The organism is Bacillus sp. FJAT-29814 (assembly GCF_001510715.1).
Taxonomy (GTDB): Bacteria; Bacillota; Bacilli; order Bacillales; family Cytobacillaceae; genus Neobacillus.
Genome location: NZ_LMTJ01000012.1, coordinates 1 through 18,023, shown reverse-complemented (window position 1 = coordinate 18,023; position 18,023 = coordinate 1). Strand labels below are relative to the sequence as shown.

At 42.2% G+C, this 18,023-nt stretch carries 16 protein-coding genes; all 16 read right to left on the bottom strand.

Features of this window, described 5'->3' with window-relative positions:
- Positions 1-7: 7 nt before the first annotated feature.
- On the bottom strand, positions 8-1,270 hold the full coding sequence (rseP, locus tag AR334_RS25330) for an RIP metalloprotease RseP (RefSeq protein ID WP_066320648.1): 1,263 nt from the start codon (positions 1,268-1,270) through the stop codon (positions 8-10).
- A gap of 18 nt (positions 1,271-1,288) precedes the next feature.
- The gene (dxr, locus tag AR334_RS25325; protein ID WP_066320646.1) at positions 1,289-2,431 is read right to left on the bottom strand and encodes a 1-deoxy-D-xylulose-5-phosphate reductoisomerase; all 1,143 of its coding nucleotides are present in this window, start codon (positions 2,429-2,431) and stop codon (positions 1,289-1,291) included.
- 29 nt (positions 2,432-2,460) lie between these two features.
- Entirely contained in the window at positions 2,461-3,249 is a 789-nt protein-coding gene (locus AR334_RS25320) for a phosphatidate cytidylyltransferase (RefSeq protein ID WP_066320643.1), read from the bottom strand.
- Between the two features lie 36 nt (positions 3,250-3,285).
- Positions 3,286-4,062 carry an isoprenyl transferase gene (locus AR334_RS25315; RefSeq protein WP_066320641.1) on the bottom strand — a complete coding sequence of 259 codons (777 nt, stop codon included), beginning with the start codon at positions 4,060-4,062 and terminating at the stop codon, positions 3,286-3,288.
- Between the two features lie 260 nt (positions 4,063-4,322).
- Positions 4,323-4,880 (bottom strand): ribosome recycling factor, encoded by a 558-nt coding sequence (gene frr / locus AR334_RS25310; RefSeq protein WP_066320639.1) that lies wholly within the window; start codon positions 4,878-4,880, stop codon positions 4,323-4,325.
- Between the two features lie 2 nt (positions 4,881-4,882).
- Positions 4,883-5,605 carry a UMP kinase gene (gene pyrH / locus AR334_RS25305; protein WP_066320637.1) on the bottom strand — a complete coding sequence of 241 codons (723 nt, stop codon included), beginning with the start codon at positions 5,603-5,605 and terminating at the stop codon, positions 4,883-4,885.
- Positions 5,606-5,721: 116 nt separating this feature from the next.
- Positions 5,722-6,606, bottom strand: a complete 885-nt coding sequence (gene tsf, locus AR334_RS25300; protein ID WP_066320635.1) for a translation elongation factor Ts — start codon at positions 6,604-6,606, stop codon at positions 5,722-5,724.
- 130 nt (positions 6,607-6,736) lie between these two features.
- Entirely contained in the window at positions 6,737-7,441 is a 705-nt protein-coding gene (gene rpsB / locus AR334_RS25295; RefSeq protein WP_066320633.1) for a 30S ribosomal protein S2, read from the bottom strand.
- Positions 7,442-7,641: 200 nt separating this feature from the next.
- Entirely contained in the window at positions 7,642-8,421 is a 780-nt protein-coding gene (gene codY / locus AR334_RS25290; protein ID WP_066320630.1) for a GTP-sensing pleiotropic transcriptional regulator CodY, read from the bottom strand.
- A gap of 106 nt (positions 8,422-8,527) precedes the next feature.
- Positions 8,528-9,931, bottom strand: a complete 1,404-nt coding sequence (gene hslU / locus AR334_RS25285; protein WP_066320629.1) for an HslU--HslV peptidase ATPase subunit — start codon at positions 9,929-9,931, stop codon at positions 8,528-8,530.
- Between the two features lie 19 nt (positions 9,932-9,950).
- A complete protein-coding gene (gene hslV, locus AR334_RS25280; RefSeq protein ID WP_066320628.1) occupies positions 9,951-10,493 on the bottom strand; it encodes an ATP-dependent protease subunit HslV in 543 nt (180 codons plus the stop codon).
- Between the two features lie 319 nt (positions 10,494-10,812).
- Complete coding sequence (gene trmFO, locus AR334_RS25275; protein WP_066320627.1) at positions 10,813-12,120, bottom strand: FADH(2)-oxidizing methylenetetrahydrofolate--tRNA-(uracil(54)-C(5))-methyltransferase TrmFO; 1,308 nt, start codon at positions 12,118-12,120, stop codon at positions 10,813-10,815.
- Between the two features lie 143 nt (positions 12,121-12,263).
- Positions 12,264-14,342: a type I DNA topoisomerase gene (gene topA / locus AR334_RS25270; protein WP_066320622.1), complete on the bottom strand. Its 2,079-nt coding sequence runs from the start codon at positions 14,340-14,342 to the stop codon at positions 12,264-12,266.
- A 331-nt stretch (positions 14,343-14,673) separates the two neighbouring features.
- Entirely contained in the window at positions 14,674-15,552 is an 879-nt protein-coding gene (gene dprA, locus AR334_RS25265) for a DNA-processing protein DprA (RefSeq protein ID WP_066320618.1), read from the bottom strand.
- A 95-nt stretch (positions 15,553-15,647) separates the two neighbouring features.
- Positions 15,648-16,550 carry a succinate--CoA ligase subunit alpha gene (sucD, locus tag AR334_RS25260; RefSeq protein WP_066320614.1) on the bottom strand — a complete coding sequence of 301 codons (903 nt, stop codon included), beginning with the start codon at positions 16,548-16,550 and terminating at the stop codon, positions 15,648-15,650.
- Positions 16,551-16,573: 23 nt separating this feature from the next.
- On the bottom strand, positions 16,574-17,734 hold the full coding sequence (gene sucC / locus AR334_RS25255; protein ID WP_066320610.1) for an ADP-forming succinate--CoA ligase subunit beta: 1,161 nt from the start codon (positions 17,732-17,734) through the stop codon (positions 16,574-16,576).
- Positions 17,735-18,023 lie beyond the last annotated feature (289 nt).

The following is an 18,023-nucleotide window of genomic DNA, read 5'->3' as shown; positions in this document are numbered from 1 at the left end:
ATAAACTTTATTTTAAGAAAAACCTTTGAATGTCGTTCCACGTAACGACTAGCATCAGCAGCATCAACAGGGCAAACCCGATGAAATGAACCATGCCTTCCTTTTGACGGTCGATTGGCTTTCCCCTGACAGCTTCAACAGCAAAGAACATCAGCCTGCCGCCATCAAGTGCAGGAATTGGCAGCAGGTTCATGATTCCCAGGTTGATACTGAGGATTCCTGCCCATTTCATTAGGTAATAAATGCCCGACTTGGCGACCTCGTCAGTTGAAACATAAATGCCGACAGGACCCGATAAGGCGTCAATTGAAAATTGACCTGTCACCAATTTCCCCAGCATGACAAAGATCTGCGTAGTCCAAAAATAGGTTTCCTTCGCCCCGGCTGTTACAGCCTGTACAGGCGATTTTTCGACAGGGCTGTACACCCCGATGATCCCTATTGTTTTGCCTTCTACTGTCTTTTCATTCGGTGTGACTTGGATTTCTTGTTCGGACCCATTTCGGACAATCATAAAATCCAATTTTTCATTCGGATTTTCGCGAATAATTTCAACGACATCCGTCCAGCTAGAAATTTCTGAACCATTGATACTTTGAACAATATCGTCCTGTTTCAGCCCTGCGGCCTTTGCCGCACCATCAGGGGTAATTTCGCCCAATTTTGGCTCGTTTGTCGGGACACCCTGAAGCAGGGCAATTATTATAAACACAACAAATGCAAGCACAAAGTTCATCATCGGCCCAGCAAAAATGGCCATAAATCTTTGCCCTAAAGTTTTAGAACCAAATTGACGGTCAAACGGAGCGATTTGGGATTCGACCCCATTTTCAATAATGACTGCCTGTGGATGAATTAAAAAGGTTTGCATATTTTCTGAATCATCTTCAGGATAGCCCTTTATGATAAGGTCCTTTTCTATATCCGCATGCTCCACTTCCACAATACGGCAATCAGGAAACTTTTCTTTATTATTGATGATGATTTTTGTAACTTTTTCCTGCTTGTCGAATAATAGTCCAATTCGATATCCCGGCTTAATTTCAACCATTTCCGCATCTTCGCCGGCCATCCTGACATATCCGCCGATAGGCAGCAGCCGAATGGTGTAAGTTGTTTCATTTTTATGATAAGAGAATACCTTTGGCCCCATGCCTATCGCAAACTCGCGGCAAAGAATGCCCGCTCTTTTTGCAAAAATAAGGTGACCTAATTCATGAAAGAAGACGAGTGCGCCAAAAATCACAATAAAGGCAATAACTGTACTCAAAACGCAAAACCACCTTTTTTATAAGAGTGAACGTACATACTGTCTCGTTTCTTTGTCGACCTCCTGGATCACAGCAAGACTAGGATGTTCCATCGTTTGATGCGTGCTCAATGCCTTCTCAATCAGATCTTCAATCTGCAAGAAACGAATTTTGCCTTCCAAAAATGCCGCGACTGCCGCTTCGTTCGCCGCATTTAATACTGTTGGCATTGTTCCGCCTTGTTTCCCGGCACTATAAGCAAACTGGAGACAGCGGAATCTTTCCAAATCCATTTCCTGAAAATGCAATTTGCCAACCTGAGCCAGATTCAACCGATTGCCAGATGGAAGCGGCAAACGGTCAGGGTAGGTTAAGGCAAATTGGATTGGCACCCTCATATCAGGTGTTCCCAATTGGGCTATGATACTTGAATCGTGAAATTCAACCATCGAATGGATAATACTTTCCTTATGAAGCAGCACATCGATTTTTTCGTAAGGCATTTGGAATAACCAATGGGCCTCAATCACTTCTAGGCCTTTATTCATCATAGTTGCCGAGTCAATCGTGATTTTTGCCCCCATTGACCAGTTCGGATGATTTAGCGCTTCCTCGACAGTTACGTCTTCCAGCTCTTCCCTGGACCGATCACGGAAACTGCCGCCCGAAGCTGTAAGGATCAAGCGCTCGATATTTTTCTCCCGTTCCCCTTGCAATGCTTGAAAAATCGCGGAATGCTCACTATCAACAGGGAGAAGCGATACATGGTTCCTCGCTGCAGCCTCCATCACCAAATGTCCGGCCGTTACGAGGGTTTCTTTATTAGCAATGGCAATCGTTTTCCCAGATTCAATAGCCTGTAGCGTAGGATTTAAGCCGACACTGCCAAGAACGGCATTGACAAGGATGTCAGCTTTTTTATAAACTGCTGCTTCAATGAGCCCATCATCCCCATATGTAAATTTTACAGAAGGGAATTCTGCTTTTAATGTATTATAATCATTGCTAGTTTGTACAGAAACAAGCTCCGGTTGAAATTCATGAATAATTTTTCTGGTTAACTCGATATTTTTACCTGACGACAAAGCCACGAGGCCAAATTCGCCGGGGTGTTCACGAATGATATCTAAAGTTTGGGTGCCAATCGAACCAGTTGCTCCCAATAAACTAATTTTTTTCAAGTACGTCAACTCCTAATAAGAAAAGCGGTTTACCAAAGGTGGAATAAGTGCAGCAATGGCAGGACAAATAACAAGCTGTCAAATCGGTCGAGTATTCCTCCATGTCCTGGCAGAATATTCCCTGAATCCTTAACCCCAAAATGCCGTTTATAGGCAGACTGCACTAGGTCGCCAATTTGTCCAAAAATAGACAGGACCACCGTAATCCCCATTATTGTGATGAGGGATGCATTAAATTCGGAAAACAATCCGAAGAAAACGGCAACAATGACGGCGCAGACAACCCCTCCTAGCGACCCTTCAACCGTTTTATTTGGGCTAATTTCCGGCCACAATTTTTTCTTACCCATCGCCTTTCCAATAAAATAGGCACCAGAGTCCGTTGCCCAAATAATAAACAAGGAATAAAAAATATAAACAATCCCTGCTGTACGTGCTTCCATCAGGAAATAGAAGCCAATCCCAACATAAATGGCCGACAAGGTAGAAAATGCCGCATCCTCAAACGTAAAGCGATTTTTTGTAATAACACTGTAGGTTAATAACAATAGAATAAAAGCGATACCCAGTTCTGTTTTGGAATAATAGAAATCGGCAATTATTTCATCATATTGTTTTGGAAATAGGATCACCCATAGCAATACAAGGGAGAGAAATCCGTTTGGCGAAAAAATGTTAAGCCCCTTCATTCTTAATAATTCATAAAGCCCGACAGTGGCCATCACATACGTTAACAATACAAACGGAAGGCCCCCATAAAAAACGATTGGCAAGAAGAGTGCCGCAGCTATGACTCCTGTAATGATTCTTTGCTTCATAAAATTGAATTCAACACCTTTTTTTAAAAAAGCTACTTAAATTCCCCCAAATCGACGCTGGCGCTTTTGATAATCCTCAATCGCAGTAATCAGGTGATTCTCACTAAAATCTGGCCATAGAACATCTGTAAACCAGAATTCTGAATAAGCCAGCTGCCAAAGCATAAAATTGCTCAGGCGAATTTCGCCACTTGTCCGAATCAACAGGTCAGGATCGGCAAAATTATCTGTCATTAGATAGGAGGAAAATCGCTGTTCGTCAATTTCCGTTTCTTTAAGTATTCCACTTTTGTATTCATTTAAGACTTGCTTAACCGCATCAAGAATTTCGGCCCGGCTTCCATAATTTAAGGCAAAGTTTAACACGAGACCGGTATTATGTTTCGTTTGCTCCATCGCATTATTGATTGCCCTTAACGTATGATCCGGAAGCTGATCCTTATATCCCATCATTTTCACTTGAACATTGTTTGCCACCAATTCCGGGAGGTAAGAACCTAAAAATTCCTCCGGAAGCTTCATCAAATAATCCACTTCATTTTTTGGCCGTTTCCAATTCTCGGTTGAAAACGCATATAAGGTTAACACCTTTATTCCCAAATCATTGGCAAGCATGGTTGTTTTTCGGACAACCTTCATCCCTTCATAATGACCGGCAACACGGGGAAGGGCCCGTTTCTTTGCCCACCTGCCATTACCGTCCATAATGATTGCAACATGCTCGGGAACAGGCAGTTTTTTTATTTCCTCTATTTTATCTCGGAGAGTGGAAGAGTTGTTTTGGTTCTTCCAGAGTTTTATTTTATTTAACATACTATTGCTCCTCCAATTAATTGATCATTTCCTCCGATAATAGATGATTCCGTTGACGAGTTAGTCATCGTATGTATTATAAAAAAATGTAGCATGCCTATATCATACCAAAAATGAAAAAAGATATCTCTTTAAAATACTTATGTAAATAATGAGGAAATAAGAATAATGTTCAGACAACTTTTAATAGACGCGGTCGAAATTAAACAACGCTTTTAGATAGTGAAAAAACCCCCTAAAAAGAGGGTCTTTTCGCCTGTTTATACTTCCATAATTTCTTTTTCTTTGTCTTTGGTGATTTGGTCAATTTTTGAGATATGTTCATCAGTAAGCTTTTGGATATCGTCGGAATAACCGCGAAGGGCGTCCTCAGTAATCTCACCATTTTTTTCAAGCTTTTTCAATTCGTCATTGGCATCCCGACGAATATTGCGGATCGCTACCTTTGCTTCTTCTGATTCTTTTTTCACAACCTTAACCAGTTCTTTGCGGCGTTCCTCGGTTAACTGAGGAATGGCAATTCGGATGACTGAGCCATCGTTGGTAGGGTTTATTCCCAAATCAGACTTTAAAATTGCCTTTTCGATATCGCCCAAAATCGTCTTGTCATATGGCTGAATGACAAGCAGTCGCGCCTCCGGCGTAGAAATCGATGCCATTTGGTTGACTGGAGTAGGCGCGCCGTAATAATCAACTGTAATTCGGTCCAAAAGCGATGCACTTGCCCTGCCCGCACGAATGCTGGCAAGCTCACGAGTATAGGCTTGAATTCCTTTTGTCATTCTTTCTTTTGCAGAATTGATGACTTGCTTTGCCATTATTATTTCCCCCTAACGATTGTTCCAATTTTTTCGCCCATGACTGCCCGCTTAATATTCCCCTGTTCCATAATCGAGAAGACAATCAGTGGGATATCATTATCCATACATAAGGAAGATGCGGTCGAATCCATAACGGCCAAACCTTCCTTGATTACATCCAAGAATGATAAATCATCATATTTGGTGGCATTCGCGTCAACCTTAGGATCCGCGGAATATACGCCATCAACATTATTTTTCGCCATTAGTATCACTTCGGCATCAATTTCCGCTGCCCTTAATGCCGCTGTGGTATCAGTTGAAAAGTACGGGTTTCCAGTACCGGCAGCAAAAATGACAACACGTTTCTTTTCCAAGTGTCTAATTGCCCGGCGTCTTATGTATGGTTCTGCAACCTGGCGCATTTCAATAGAAGTTTGAACGCGAGATTCGATGCCTAATTGCTCCAAACTATCCTGCAATGCCAAAGAATTCATCACCGTTGCCAACATTCCCATATAATCGGCAGTGGCCCTGTCCATTCCCATTTCGCTTCCGATTTTGCCTCGCCATATGTTTCCGCCGCCAACAACTACGGCAACCTCTACTCCTAGCTCGGCAATTTCTTTTACTTGAATGGCAATCGATTTGATTACAGAAGGTTTAATTCCAAAGCCCGAATCACCTGCCAGGGCTTCTCCGCTTAATTTTAAAACAACACGCTTATACATAGGATTGCTCATATAAACCTCCGTAAAAAAGAATGATCATTTTTCATAACCTTTAAAAATAGGGAACACTGCGTGTTCCCTATTCAAAATCAATTAATTAACAAGTTTTGCAGGCCAAGAATAATTGACTATTTCTTATTTACTTGGTTCATAACTTCTTCAGCAAAGTTATCTTCGCGCTTTTCAATACCTTCGCCTACTTCGTAGCGAATAAATTCGCGAACAGTGCCGCCTTTGGATTCAACAAACTGACGCACTTTTTGATCAGGGTTTTTAACAAATGACTGGTCAAGCAAACATACATCCTCAAAGTATTTGCCAAGACGGCCTTCAACCATTTTTGCGACAATATTTTCAGGCTTGCCTTCGTTAAGGGCTTGCTGAGTCAATACTTGACGCTCGTGTTCTACTTCTTCCTGGGACACTTGGTCACGGGAAACATATTTAGGGTTCAAGGCAGCAATGTGCATGGAAACGTCTTTAGCCGCATCAGAATCGGTTGTTCCTTCTAGAACTGTTAGTACAGAGATGCGTCCGCCCATGTGAAGGTATGCACCGAAGGCATCATTATCGGTTTTTGATACAACCGCAAAGCGGCGTAGCGATAACTTTTCACCAATTTTTGCAATTGCTGCATTAATATGCGTATCAACTGTAGCACCATTTTCCATTGTTTGTGCCAATGCTTCTTCAACTGTTGCTGGCTTGTTGTTTAATAGATGCGCTGCAATTTCTTTAACAAGAGTTTGGAAGCCTTCGTTTTTCGCAACGAAGTCAGTTTCAGAGTTAACCTCCAAAATAACTGCATTATTGCCTTCTGTAAGAATAGAAGTTAAACCTTCAGCAGCAATTCGGTCACCTTTTTTAGCTGCTTTTGCGATACCCTTTTCACGTAGGTAATCAATTGCTTTATCCATATCACCGTCAGTTTCTGTCAACGCCTTTTTACAATCCATCATACCTGCGCCAGTTTTTTCACGTAGTTCTTTAACCATTTGAGCAGTAATTGCCATATCTACTTTTCCTCCTTAATTTTACTATGTATTCCTATTTTTACCAATGAGTGTGAAGAAAAAACTTTCATTCTTTAAAAAAAGGTGATAAAGGGTCTCCCTCTTATCACCTTTTTATCAGTACACGCTATTAGGCTTCTACAGCTACCTCTTCGCCTTGCTTTGCTTCAAGGATCGCATCTGCCATTTTGCCAGTTAATAGTTTAACCGCACGGATTGCATCATCGTTAGCAGGAATTACTACATCGATTTCATCCGGATCGCAGTTTGTATCAACAATGCCAACGATTGGAATGTTTAATTTCTTCGCTTCAGCAACTGCAATGCGCTCTTTACGAGGGTCGATGATGAATAATGCATCTGGAAGTTGCTTCATATCTTTAATTCCGCCAAGGAATTTTTCAAGACGTTCTTGTTCTTTCTTTAATTGAACAACTTCTTTCTTCGGCAATACATCAAAAGTGCCGTCTTCAGCCATTCTCTCAATATCTTTTAAGCGGCCGATACGCTTTTGGATGGTTTCGAAGTTTGTTAAAGTTCCGCCTAACCAGCGTTGGTTTACATAGTACATGCCGGAACGTACTGCTTCTTCTTTAACAGAGTCCTGAGCTTGTTTCTTTGTACCAACGAAAAGCATTGTACCGCCGTTAGCAGCAAGATCCTTTACCCAGTTGTAAGCTTCTTCAACCTTCTTAACTGTCTTTTGAAGGTCGATAATGTAGATGCCGTTACGCTCAGTGAAGATGTATTTCTTCATCTTAGGATTCCAACGGCGAGTTTGGTGTCCGAAGTGTACACCAGCTTCAAGCAATTGCTTCATTGAAATGACTGACATGATTTTTCCTCCTAGTGGTTTTATTTTCCTCCGCTCGTCTCATTTTTAAACAGAAACTAAAAATTTAGCACCATCTGCCTAAATCAACAAGCGTGTGTATTAACACCATCAAATAATATAGCACATGGTTTTTAAACAATCAAGGTTTAGGTGCGAAAAAAATTCCCAACCGCTGCTGGGAATTTTTTTCACAGAATAAATTAATGAGATTTCAGTTTATCCAGTTCAACAAGAAACTTGTCGTTTAGAACTTTGATATAGGTCCCTTTCATGCCAAGGGAACGTGATTCAATAACTCCGGCGCTTTCAAGCTTTCTTAACGCGTTAACAATAACGGAACGGGTAATTCCAACGCGATCAGCAATCTTTGAAGCAACCAAAAGTCCTTCATGACCGTTAAGCTCTTCAAAAATATGTTCAATGGCTTCCAATTCGCTATATGATAATGAACTAATCGCCATTTGAACAACCGCTTTGCTTCTTGCTTCCTCTTCAATTTCTTCCGATTTTTCACGTAAAATCTCCATGCCGACTACGGTTGCTCCATATTCGCCAAGAATAAGGTCATCGTCATTGAACTTGTCATGCAGACGGGCTAGAATTAGCGTGCCGAGGCGTTCCCCGCCGCCAATAATCGGAACAATCGTTGTCAGTCCTTCACGGAATAAATCTCTGTTTTCCACTGGGAAAGCAGTATATTGGCTTTCGATATCGAGGTTTGAAGACGTCTCGGTAATATTAAATAAACTGTTGGTATATTCTTCAGGGAATTGGCGGTCTTCAAACATCTTCTTCATGCGTTCATTTTCAATTTGCTGGTAAATTGAAAATCCCAAAAGTTTCCCACGGCGGCTTACGATATAAATGTTTGCTTCGATTGTCTCGCTTAAGGTATCAGCCATTTCTTTAAAGTTTACCGGCTTACCTGCAGCTTTTTGCAATAACACATTAATTCTTCTTGTTTTTGATAGTAAATCCATCTGTTTCTTCCTCCTAAATAACTACAGCCATTATTAATTTTTTTATTTGATAATACGATATTTACAACGTATTAGGGCAACAAGAATGAAAGGGCGTCGATTATGACTATAAAATGAATTGACTTAAGTCTTTGTTTTTAGAAATCGCCCCTAGCTTTTCATCAACATATTGCGGCGTGATTGTGATTTTCTCCATCGTGATATCCGGTGCTTCAAAGGATAGGTCTTCTAGCAATTTTTCCAATATCGTATGAAGGCGTCTTGCCCCAATATTATCGGTATTTTGATTGACTTCAAACGCTACTTCCGCAATCCTACGAATAGCATCGTCAGAAAATTCAATTTGTATACCTTCTGTTTCCAATAATGCTTGATATTGTTTTATTAAAGCGTTATCTGGCTCGATTAAAATCCTGAAGAAATCCTCGACTGTCAGCTTTGTAAGCTCAACTCTGATTGGGAATCGTCCCTGCAGCTCCGGGATTAAATCCGACGGTTTAGCCATATGAAATGCGCCGGCAGCAATAAACAAGACGTGGTCGGTTTTGACAGGGCCGTATTTTGTCACGACAGTAGAGCCTTCGACAACCGGTAAAATGTCGCGTTGGACACCTTCCCTGGAAACGTCTGCAGATGACCCGCCTGTATTGCGGCTGGCAATTTTATCGATTTCATCGATAAAAATGATTCCATTTTGCTCAGCACGGTAAACAGCTTCGGCAGTTACCTCATCCATATCAATCAGCTTGGCAGCCTCTTCATTCGTCAATACTTTCCTTGCCTCACGAACCGTCAGCTTTCGCTTTTTGCGTTTCTTCGGCATAAAGCTGCCGAGGGCGTCCTGCATGTTCATGCCCATCTGCTCCATACCGGAACCTTGCAGCATGTCGAACATGGATGGCGCTTGCTCTTCCACTTCAACCGTAACCATTTGCTCTTCCAATTGGCCAAGTGCAAGCTGTTCCCGGACGATTTTGCGTTTTTCATGAACGGAGTAATCCTCTTGCTGTGTGTCCTGGTCCTGAGTTTGGTTTCCGCCGCCGAATAACATCTCAAGCGGATTTTTATAGGCCGTTGATTTTTTTGCAGACGGCACTAACAAGTCAACGAGTCTGCTGTTGGCATTCTCCTCAGCCCGTTCCTTTACGCTTTGCATCCTCTCTTCCTTTACGAGACGAACTGATGTTTCAGCGAGGTCACGTACCATGGATTCAACATCACGGCCGACATAGCCGACCTCAGTAAATTTGGTTGCTTCCACTTTTATAAACGGCGCGCCAACAATCTTGGCAATTCTTCTTGCGATTTCGGTTTTCCCGACACCAGTAGGACCAATCATTAAAATATTTTTCGGGATAATTTCATCACGGAGCTTTTCGTTTAGCAATCCCCGTCTGTACCGATTTCGAAGTGCGACAGCAACCGCTTTCTTTGCATCCTTTTGGCCGATAATATATTGATCAAGTTTCTCAACAATTTGCCGGGGGGTTAAATTGGTGGTTCTTGTCATTAACTTTCAGCCTCCTCCCTCATATTTCTTCAACGATAATATTATGGTTTGTATAGACACAAATCTCGGCAGCAATTTCCAAGGCTGCCTTGGCAATTTCCTTGGCATTTAAATGGTCGCCCGCATATTTCTTAAGCGAACGGCCTGCAGCCAATGCATAATTGCCACCCGAGCCAATTGCCAGTATTCCATCGTCCGGTTCGATTACCTCGCCGGTGCCTGACACCAATAATAAACTGTCACGATTCATCACAATCAGCATAGCTTCAAGCTTTCTAAGGACTTTATCGCTTCTCCACTCTTTGGCCAGCTCAACTGCCGCCCTTTGAAGGTTGCCGTTAAATTCCTCCAGTTTTCCTTCAAACAGTTCAAACAAGGTGAAAGCATCGGCAACCGAACCCGCGAAACCGGCTAATACCTTTCCATTAAATATCTTCCTGACCTTTCTTGCTGTGTGTTTCATCACAACTGCATTGCCCATTGTAACCTGACCATCACCCGACATCGCGCATTGCCCATTATGATGGATCGCAAATATCGTGGTGGCATGGAATTGTTCCATAAGAAATTCCTCCTTTTGGAGTTTCGGTTTCGAGTACACAAACTATGTAAAAAATCTGTCTACAGAGAAAGTTATGAAAACTTCAACCAATTATTCCCTTTGTCAATAAGGATTAAACGTTTTTTCATCTTGTTCAATTATGAACAAAATGAAAGCACTGATTCCATTATGATAATATTCATTTGTATTTTGAGGGAATACGTTCCACTTTGTAAATAGCTGCCAACCAAGTTTAATAAAACATTCACAATTATAAAATCTAGTCAATTCACAAGGGCTACTAAATAGTATCATACTTCCATAGCCCTTGCAATAAATTTTACAAAACCTTCACAAAGTTCTGAATTGTTTCCAGGGCTCGATTTGCATGCTGCAAATTACGTTCCTGTTTCCCTTTGACCTTTGCCGGCAATTCTGGAAATAACCCGAAATTGGCGTTCATTGGCTGAAAATTATTTGGGTTAGCACTTGTAATATAGCGAGCCATGCTGCCAATCGCAGTTTCTGCCGGGAATTCCACGGTCTCGAGCCCCTTTACTAACCGTGCCGCATTCAAGCCGGCAATCAACCCGCTTGCGGCAGATTCCACATAACCTTCCACACCGGTCATTTGCCCAGCAAAAAATAAATCTTCACGATTTCTAAATTGATAAGTAGCCTTTAACACTTTGGGAGAATTGATAAATGTATTGCGGTGCATGACACCATAACGAACAATTTCGGCATTTTCAAGACCCGGGATCAATTGAATGACCTCTTTTTGCGGCCCCCACTTTAGATGTGTCTGAAAACCGACAATATTATACAACGTTCCTGCCGCATCATCCTGACGAAGCTGGACAACGGCAAACGGACGTTTTCCTGTCTTTGGGTCCTCCAGGCCGACCGGCTTTAACGGGCCAAACAGCATTGTTTTTGCACCCCTTGCCGCCATCACTTCAATCGGCATACAGCCTTCAAAGAAGACTTCTTTCTCAAATTCCTTTAACGGGACTGTTTCCGCTGCTACAAGCGCCTCATAAAACCGGTTAAACTCTTCCTCCGTCATCGGACAATTCAAGTAAGCCGCTTCGCCCTTATCATAACGGGATTTTAAATACACCTTGTCCATGTCAATGCTTTCTTTTTCAATAATTGGAGCTGCCGCATCATAGAAATAAAGATAGTCCTCGCCGGTCAAGCTCTTAAGCTTAGCCGACAAATCCGGGCTTGTTAACGGACCGGTGGCAATAACCGTCGGTCCTTCAGGAATATCGGTTACCTCTTCATTAATTATTGTAACATTTTCATGATTCTTGACCATCTCCGTTACTTTCGCGGCGAATTCATGGCGGTCTACCGCGAGTGCGCCGCCTGCGGGAACCGCACAGGCATCGGCAGCGGCAATAATGACCGAATCAAGTCGTCTCATTTCTTCTTTTAAAACACCAACCGCGTTTGTCAATGTGTTGGCTCTCAGTGAGTTGCTGCATACCAGTTCGGCAAATTTATCAGTATGATGGGCCGGCGTTTGTTTTACCGGACGCATTTCATATAGACGGACCTTGACACCCCGTTTGGCAATCTGCCAAGCCGCTTCACTTCCGGCAAGCCCGGCGCCAATTACGTTTACAGTTATATCTTTCATGTTGACCTCCTGAAAAACTTCAAAAAAAGTATCTATAAATTTACCTTTCCCTCTTTTAAGTCCATCTTGCATTTTACTATACGATTCAAATAGAAAAAAGTTTTATGTTTTAAAAATTAAAAAGAGTGAGCAGCGCCCACTCATTAGCTTTGCGGTTCCTCTTTATAATCACACGAAACGCATTGCACCTGGACTCCCTTTTTCAATTTCTTTTCAACAAGGAGACCTTCGCATTTCGGACAGCTTCTAGGTAGCGGCTTATCCCATGAAAGGAAATCGCATTCCGGGAACCGGCTGCAGCCATAAAACAGCCGTTTTTTCTTGCTCTTTCTTTCAACGATTGTGCCTTCTTTACAATTAGGGCAGGTGACGCCGATTTCTTTTACGATTGGTTTTGTATTTCGACAATCAGGAAAATTACTGCAGGCCATAAATTTGCCATAACGGCCCATTTTGAACACCATTGGATGGCCGCAATTCTCGCAATCCTCCCCTGCAGGCTCATCCTTGATTTCCACTTCCTGCATTTCTTTCTCCGCTTTTTCCAAATGGATTTTGAAATCCTTGTAAAATTCATCAAGAACCCGGACCCAAGGAATTTTTCCTTCCTCGATATAATCCAAACCCTGTTCCATTTTCGCAGTAAATTCCACATCAAGGATCTCTGGGAAGAACTCCATTAATATCTCATTAATTATGATCCCAAGTTCCGTCGGTACAAAGCGCTTATTATCCAAGGACACATAGCTGCGCTTTTGAATTGTATCTAAGGTCGGTGCGTAGGTAGACGGCCTTCCAATTCCAAGTTCCTCAAGCGTCTTGACCAATCTTGCCTCTGTATACCGTGGCGGTGGCTGGGTAAAATGCTGCTTTGGCTCGATGTCCTTTTGGAATACTTCGTCACCTTCATTCAGGTCTGGAAGCATTTTATTGATTTCTTCGACTTGGTCATCGGACCCCTCGACGTACAGCTTCATAAAACCTGGAAACTTAATTTTCGAACCGTTTGCTCGAAAAATGGCGTTTCCGTTTTGTAAATCCACGCTCATAGTATCCATTACAGCTTGGGCCATTTGGCTGGCTAGAAATCGTTCCCATATTAATTTATACAGCCTGAGCTGATCCCTTGATAAGAAATCCTTTAAACTATTAGGGTCTCTATAGGTGCTCGTCGGCCGTACCGCCTCGTGGGCATCCTGGGCATTTGTCTGCTTTTTTTCTTTTCTCTGTTCAACCTTTAGGTAGTTTTCGCCATAGGTGGTTTTAATATAATCGGCGGCTTCGGTTTGTGCCACTTCAGATATTCTCGTTGAATCGGTTCTCATATAAGTTATGAGACCCACCGTTCCTTCTTTTCCTAGCTCAATCCCTTCATATAGCTGTTGGGCAAGCATCATTGTTTTCTTGGCACGGAAGTTTAGTTTCCTGGCAGCTTCCTGCTGTAAGGAGGAAGTCGTAAACGGTGGTGCCGGATTCCTTTTCCTTTCCTTTTTCGTTACCGAGATGACCTTGTATTTATTGCCGTCCATTTGCCGCAAAATATTTTGCATCTCTTGCTCTGAACGCAGTTCTGTCTTTTCCTGACCGGCCAATGTATTAAAACTCGCACGAAATTGTTCATTTCCTTTTAAAAGATCTGCTTCAATCGTCCAATATTCCTCTGGAACAAAGGCCTGTATTTCCTTTTCCCGATCAATAATTAATCTCACTGCAACAGATTGTACCCTTCCCGCACTAAGGCCCTTTTTCACCTTTTTCCATAACAATGGGCTGATATTATAACCGACAAGGCGGTCAAGGATTCTGCGGGCTTGTTGCGCATCAACCAAGTCCTTATTGATTGGACGCGGGTGCTTAAATGATTCTTTAATGGCATCTTTCGTGATTTCATTAAAGACCACGCGGCATTCCGATTCCGTATCAACACCGAGGCTATGGGCCAAATGCCAGGCAATAGCTTCCCCTTCGCGGTCAGGGTCAGCTGCCAGATAGACTTTTTTCGCCTTTTTGGCCGCTGTTTTTAATTCTTTAAGCACAGGGCCTTTTCCGCGAATCGTTATATATTTTGGCTGAAACCCATTTTCTACATCAATCCCTGTTTGACTGCGGGGCAGGTCGATCACATGCCCCATCGATGCTTTTACTTTATATTTTTTTCCTAAGTATCGTTCAATCGTTTTCGCTTTTGCTGGCGATTCTACGATTACCAGAAAATCTGACATATCAAAATCCTCCTTCAAAGAGGGAAGTGTGAAAGCGCCTTGAATTCGGCAAAAGCCTTTTCTTAAGATGCTTACCATTTAGAAGTTTTTTATATTTATTTACAACATTACTTGCAGAAATACTTGACAAAACTCCCATATCCCAAATTTATTTTCAGTAATAGTTTATTTACATTCATATTTTACCAATTTTCATATATTCTTTTTTTCGAACATCTGTTGGAAAATGTAATACAAATTAGAAATAATTTCAACCATTTTAAGCTACTTTTTCTTCATTTATTCAAAAAACCCTGCAAAAACGTTTAAATTTTTTTCTTTAAAGGCAGTTTCATCTTAATTCAATCAAAATATCCCCGGCATTCGTTACAAGTTTTGCCCCCTGCTGAATTAAATCATTCGCTCCGTCTGAACAAGGATTAAAGATGCTTCCTGGCAGCGAAAATACTTCCCGCCCTTCATTTACAGCGAAATTGGCAGTAATCAGCGAACCGCTTTTTCTTTTTGCTTCTATAATAAACGTTCCTTGGGACATTCCGCTAATAATTCGATTCCTAGATGGAAAATGCCAACGCTGCGGCATCGTGTCAGGTGGGTATTCTGAGACGATCAGCTGGGTGTTCATCATTTCTTTAGCAAGTTTCACATTTTCCTTTGGGTAGATATGATATAAACCACCCGCAATAACAGCAATGGTCCGGCCATTGTTTTTAATGGCATGCTCATGGGCAAGAGTATCAATTCCCTTCGCCAACCCGCTGACAATGACGATACCATTTTCAATTAGTTCTGGAAATAAGCTGCGAATGGCATTTTTGCCATACTGGGTCGCCTCCCTTGAACCCACAACAGCCAGTTTTGGCTCTTTTTCCAGAAGTGATAAATCCCCCTTGGCAAACAGGGCCCATGGCGGCTGATAAATTTCTTTCAAATATTTTGGGTATTGTTTATCAAAAATCGTAATGACCGTAATGTCATTTGTTTTATATTGACGAATTTGTTCATGAATGATTTCGGGATAAAAGGATTCATTTGAAGGCTCAGTGGCAAGATTACTGGTGGAGGGGATGGCCATTTTCAGCTGTTCAGATGATTGATAGGGGTGAAGGGTGTCGAGTGTGGGGTCTCTTTTCAAGATCTGGAAAACGGTGCTCCACGAGATCGTCGGATAATGCAGCAATGCAATCAGCTTTTCATTAAATTCATTCACAAAAGTTTTCCTCCTTTTTGTTTTTAATCTATAGAAATAGCCCCTCAGAATATGAGGGGACTATCTGCTAGTTTCGTTAGTTGAAAAATACTATTTTAGTGGGTTTTGCACTTTTCATATAACCCTTTTTCTTTTAACACTTCAATTAAAGTTTCACCCATAACGGAAGGAGTTTCAGCCACTTTGATTCCACACTCATTCATGACACGGATTTTTTCGTCAGCTGTCCCTTTACCGCCAGAAATAATCGCGCCGGCATGGCCCATGCGCTTGCCTGGAGGTGCAGTGCGGCCGCCGATAAAGCCGACAACAGGTTTAGTCATGTTTGCTTTTACCCATTGTGCCGCTTCTTCTTCCGCCGTTCCGCCGATTTCCCCAATCATGATCACAGCGTAGGTTTCAGGGTCTTCATTAAACGCCTTTAACACATCGATGAAGTTTGTGCCATTGACTGGGTCGCCGCCGATGCCGACTGCGGTAGTCTGGCCGACGCCAGCCTGAGTCAATTGATGAACCGCTTCATAGGTCAATGTACCAGAGCGTGAAACAACGCCTACATGGCCTTTTGTATGAATGTAGCCAGGCATGATGCCGATTTTACATTCATCAGCCGTAATCACACCAGGGCAGTTAGGGCCGACCAATCGGGTCTTTTTGCCTTCCATGTAACGCTTCACTTTAACCATATCAAGAACCGGAATATGCTCAGTGATACAGATAACCAAATCCAATTCAGCATCGACCGCTTCGATAATCGAGTCTGCTGCGAATGGAGCCGGAACATAGATAACAGAAGCATTTGCGCCAGTTGCATCTACAGCCTCTTTAACTGTATTGAAGACAGGAACGCCTTCTACTTCCTGGCCGCCCTTGCCCGGTGAAGTGCCACCGACAATTTTGGTGCCATATTCAAGCATTTGTTTTGTATGGAAACGGGCGGTTCCGCCTGTAATCCCTTGAACAATAACTTTCGTATCTTTATTAATAAAAACGCTCACGTTAATTCCCCTTTCTTGAGATCCTATTTAACTAATTCGACGATTTTTTGTGCGCCGTCAGCCATCGATTCAGCAGCAACGATGTTAAGACTAGATTCAGCAAGGATTTTCTTGCCCAAGTCCACATTCGTACCCTCCAAACGGACTACAAGCGGAATAGATAGTCCGACCTGTTTCGCCGCCTCGACAACACCCTCGGCAATAACATCACATTTCATGATTCCGCCGAAAATATTAACAAAAATACCTTTTACGTTTGGATCAGAAAGGATAATTTTAAATGCTTCTGTAACCTTCTCAGCTGTAGCACCGCCCCCAACATCAAGGAAGTTGGCAGGGTCACCGCCGTAGTGCTTGACAATGTCCATCGTCGCCATTGCAAGGCCGGCACCGTTTACCATACAGCCGATATTTCCATCTAATGCAATATAGCTTAAATCATACTTGGATGCTTCGATTTCCTTTGGATCTTCCTCTTCCAGGTCACGATATTCCAAAATATCCTTTTGACGGTACAAGGCATTGGAATCAAAATTCAATTTGGCATCCAGCGCCATAACTTTGCCGTCGCCAGTCACAACCAATGGGTTGATTTCAGCTATGGAACAATCTTTTTCAATGTAAGCAGTATATAAACCTGTCATGAATTTGACCGCTTGATTGACCAATTCTTTTGGTATATTAATATTGAACGCTAGACGGCGTGCCTGGTATGGCATCAAGCCAAGAACCGGGTCAATTTCTTCTTTAAAAATTTTCTCTGGAGTCTTTGCGGCAACTTCTTCAATCTCTGTTCCGCCTTCTTCAGAACCCATTAATACCACCCGGGAAGTGGCACGGTCCAAAACAAGACCAATATAGTATTCTTTCTTAATATCGCAGCCTTCTTCAATTAACAGGCGCTTTACTTCTTTCCCTTCAGGACCCGTTTGGTGGGTCACCAAGGTTTTTCCAAGAATTTCACTTGCATATGTACGAACCTCATCAAGGTTTTTCGCAACCTTTACGCCGCCGGCTTTACCCCGTCCGCCTGCGTGGATTTGCGCTTTGACGACACATACTTGAGTGCCAAGCTCTTTCGCCGCTTCAACTGCTTCTTCAACAGTAAAAGCCACTTTTCCGTTTGGAACCGTTACCCCATATTTTCTGAGGATTTCCTTCCCCTGATACTCATGGATATTCATTTCCCATCCTCCTAATCAAACTGTTCAAAAAATTGACTCCGTTTTCATTTTATATAATGACTGAAACCTTGTCTACCATAAAGCAATAATTATATTTATATTAAAATTTTTCTGTACGAATGGAGGCGTGTTGTAAGAAAAATAATCGTATGCTTGCAAATTATTTTATTAACATAATAAAAACAGGCTTTCGCCTGTATTATTTTTCAGGCCGTTGAGAAAGTCTCTTCTCAACGGTTATTTTTTGCCATTTCCTTAATTTGGATTTATGATGGAGATGGGAGGGATT

Excerpts from the sequence above, each read along its gene's own strand:
- AR334_RS25320 (WP_066320643.1), bottom strand. The coding sequence starts at position 3,249 with ATGAAGCAAAGAATCATTACAGGAGTCATAGCTGCGGCACTCTTCTTG.
- AR334_RS25315 (WP_066320641.1), bottom strand. The coding sequence starts at position 4,062 with ATGTTAAATAAAATAAAACTCTGGAAGAACCAAAACAACTCTTCCACT.
- frr (WP_066320639.1), bottom strand. The coding sequence starts at position 4,880 with ATGGCAAAGCAAGTCATCAATTCTGCAAAAGAAAGAATGACAAAAGGA.
- pyrH (WP_066320637.1), bottom strand. The coding sequence starts at position 5,605 with ATGAGCAATCCTATGTATAAGCGTGTTGTTTTAAAATTAAGCGGAGAA.
- tsf (WP_066320635.1), bottom strand. The coding sequence starts at position 6,606 with ATGGCAATTACTGCTCAAATGGTTAAAGAACTACGTGAAAAAACTGGC.
- rpsB (WP_066320633.1), bottom strand. The coding sequence starts at position 7,441 with ATGTCAGTCATTTCAATGAAGCAATTGCTTGAAGCTGGTGTACACTTC.
- codY (WP_066320630.1), bottom strand. The coding sequence starts at position 8,421 with ATGGATTTACTATCAAAAACAAGAAGAATTAATGTGTTATTGCAAAAA.
- hslU (WP_066320629.1), bottom strand. The coding sequence starts at position 9,931 with ATGACAAGAACCACCAATTTAACCCCCCGGCAAATTGTTGAGAAACTT.
- hslV (WP_066320628.1), bottom strand. The coding sequence starts at position 10,493 with ATGGAACAATTCCATGCCACCACGATATTTGCGATCCATCATAATGGG.
- trmFO (WP_066320627.1), bottom strand. The coding sequence starts at position 12,120 with ATGAAAGATATAACTGTAAACGTAATTGGCGCCGGGCTTGCCGGAAGT.
- topA (WP_066320622.1), bottom strand. The coding sequence starts at position 14,342 with ATGTCAGATTTTCTGGTAATCGTAGAATCGCCAGCAAAAGCGAAAACG.
- sucC (WP_066320610.1), bottom strand. The coding sequence starts at position 17,734 with ATGAATATCCATGAGTATCAGGGGAAGGAAATCCTCAGAAAATATGGG.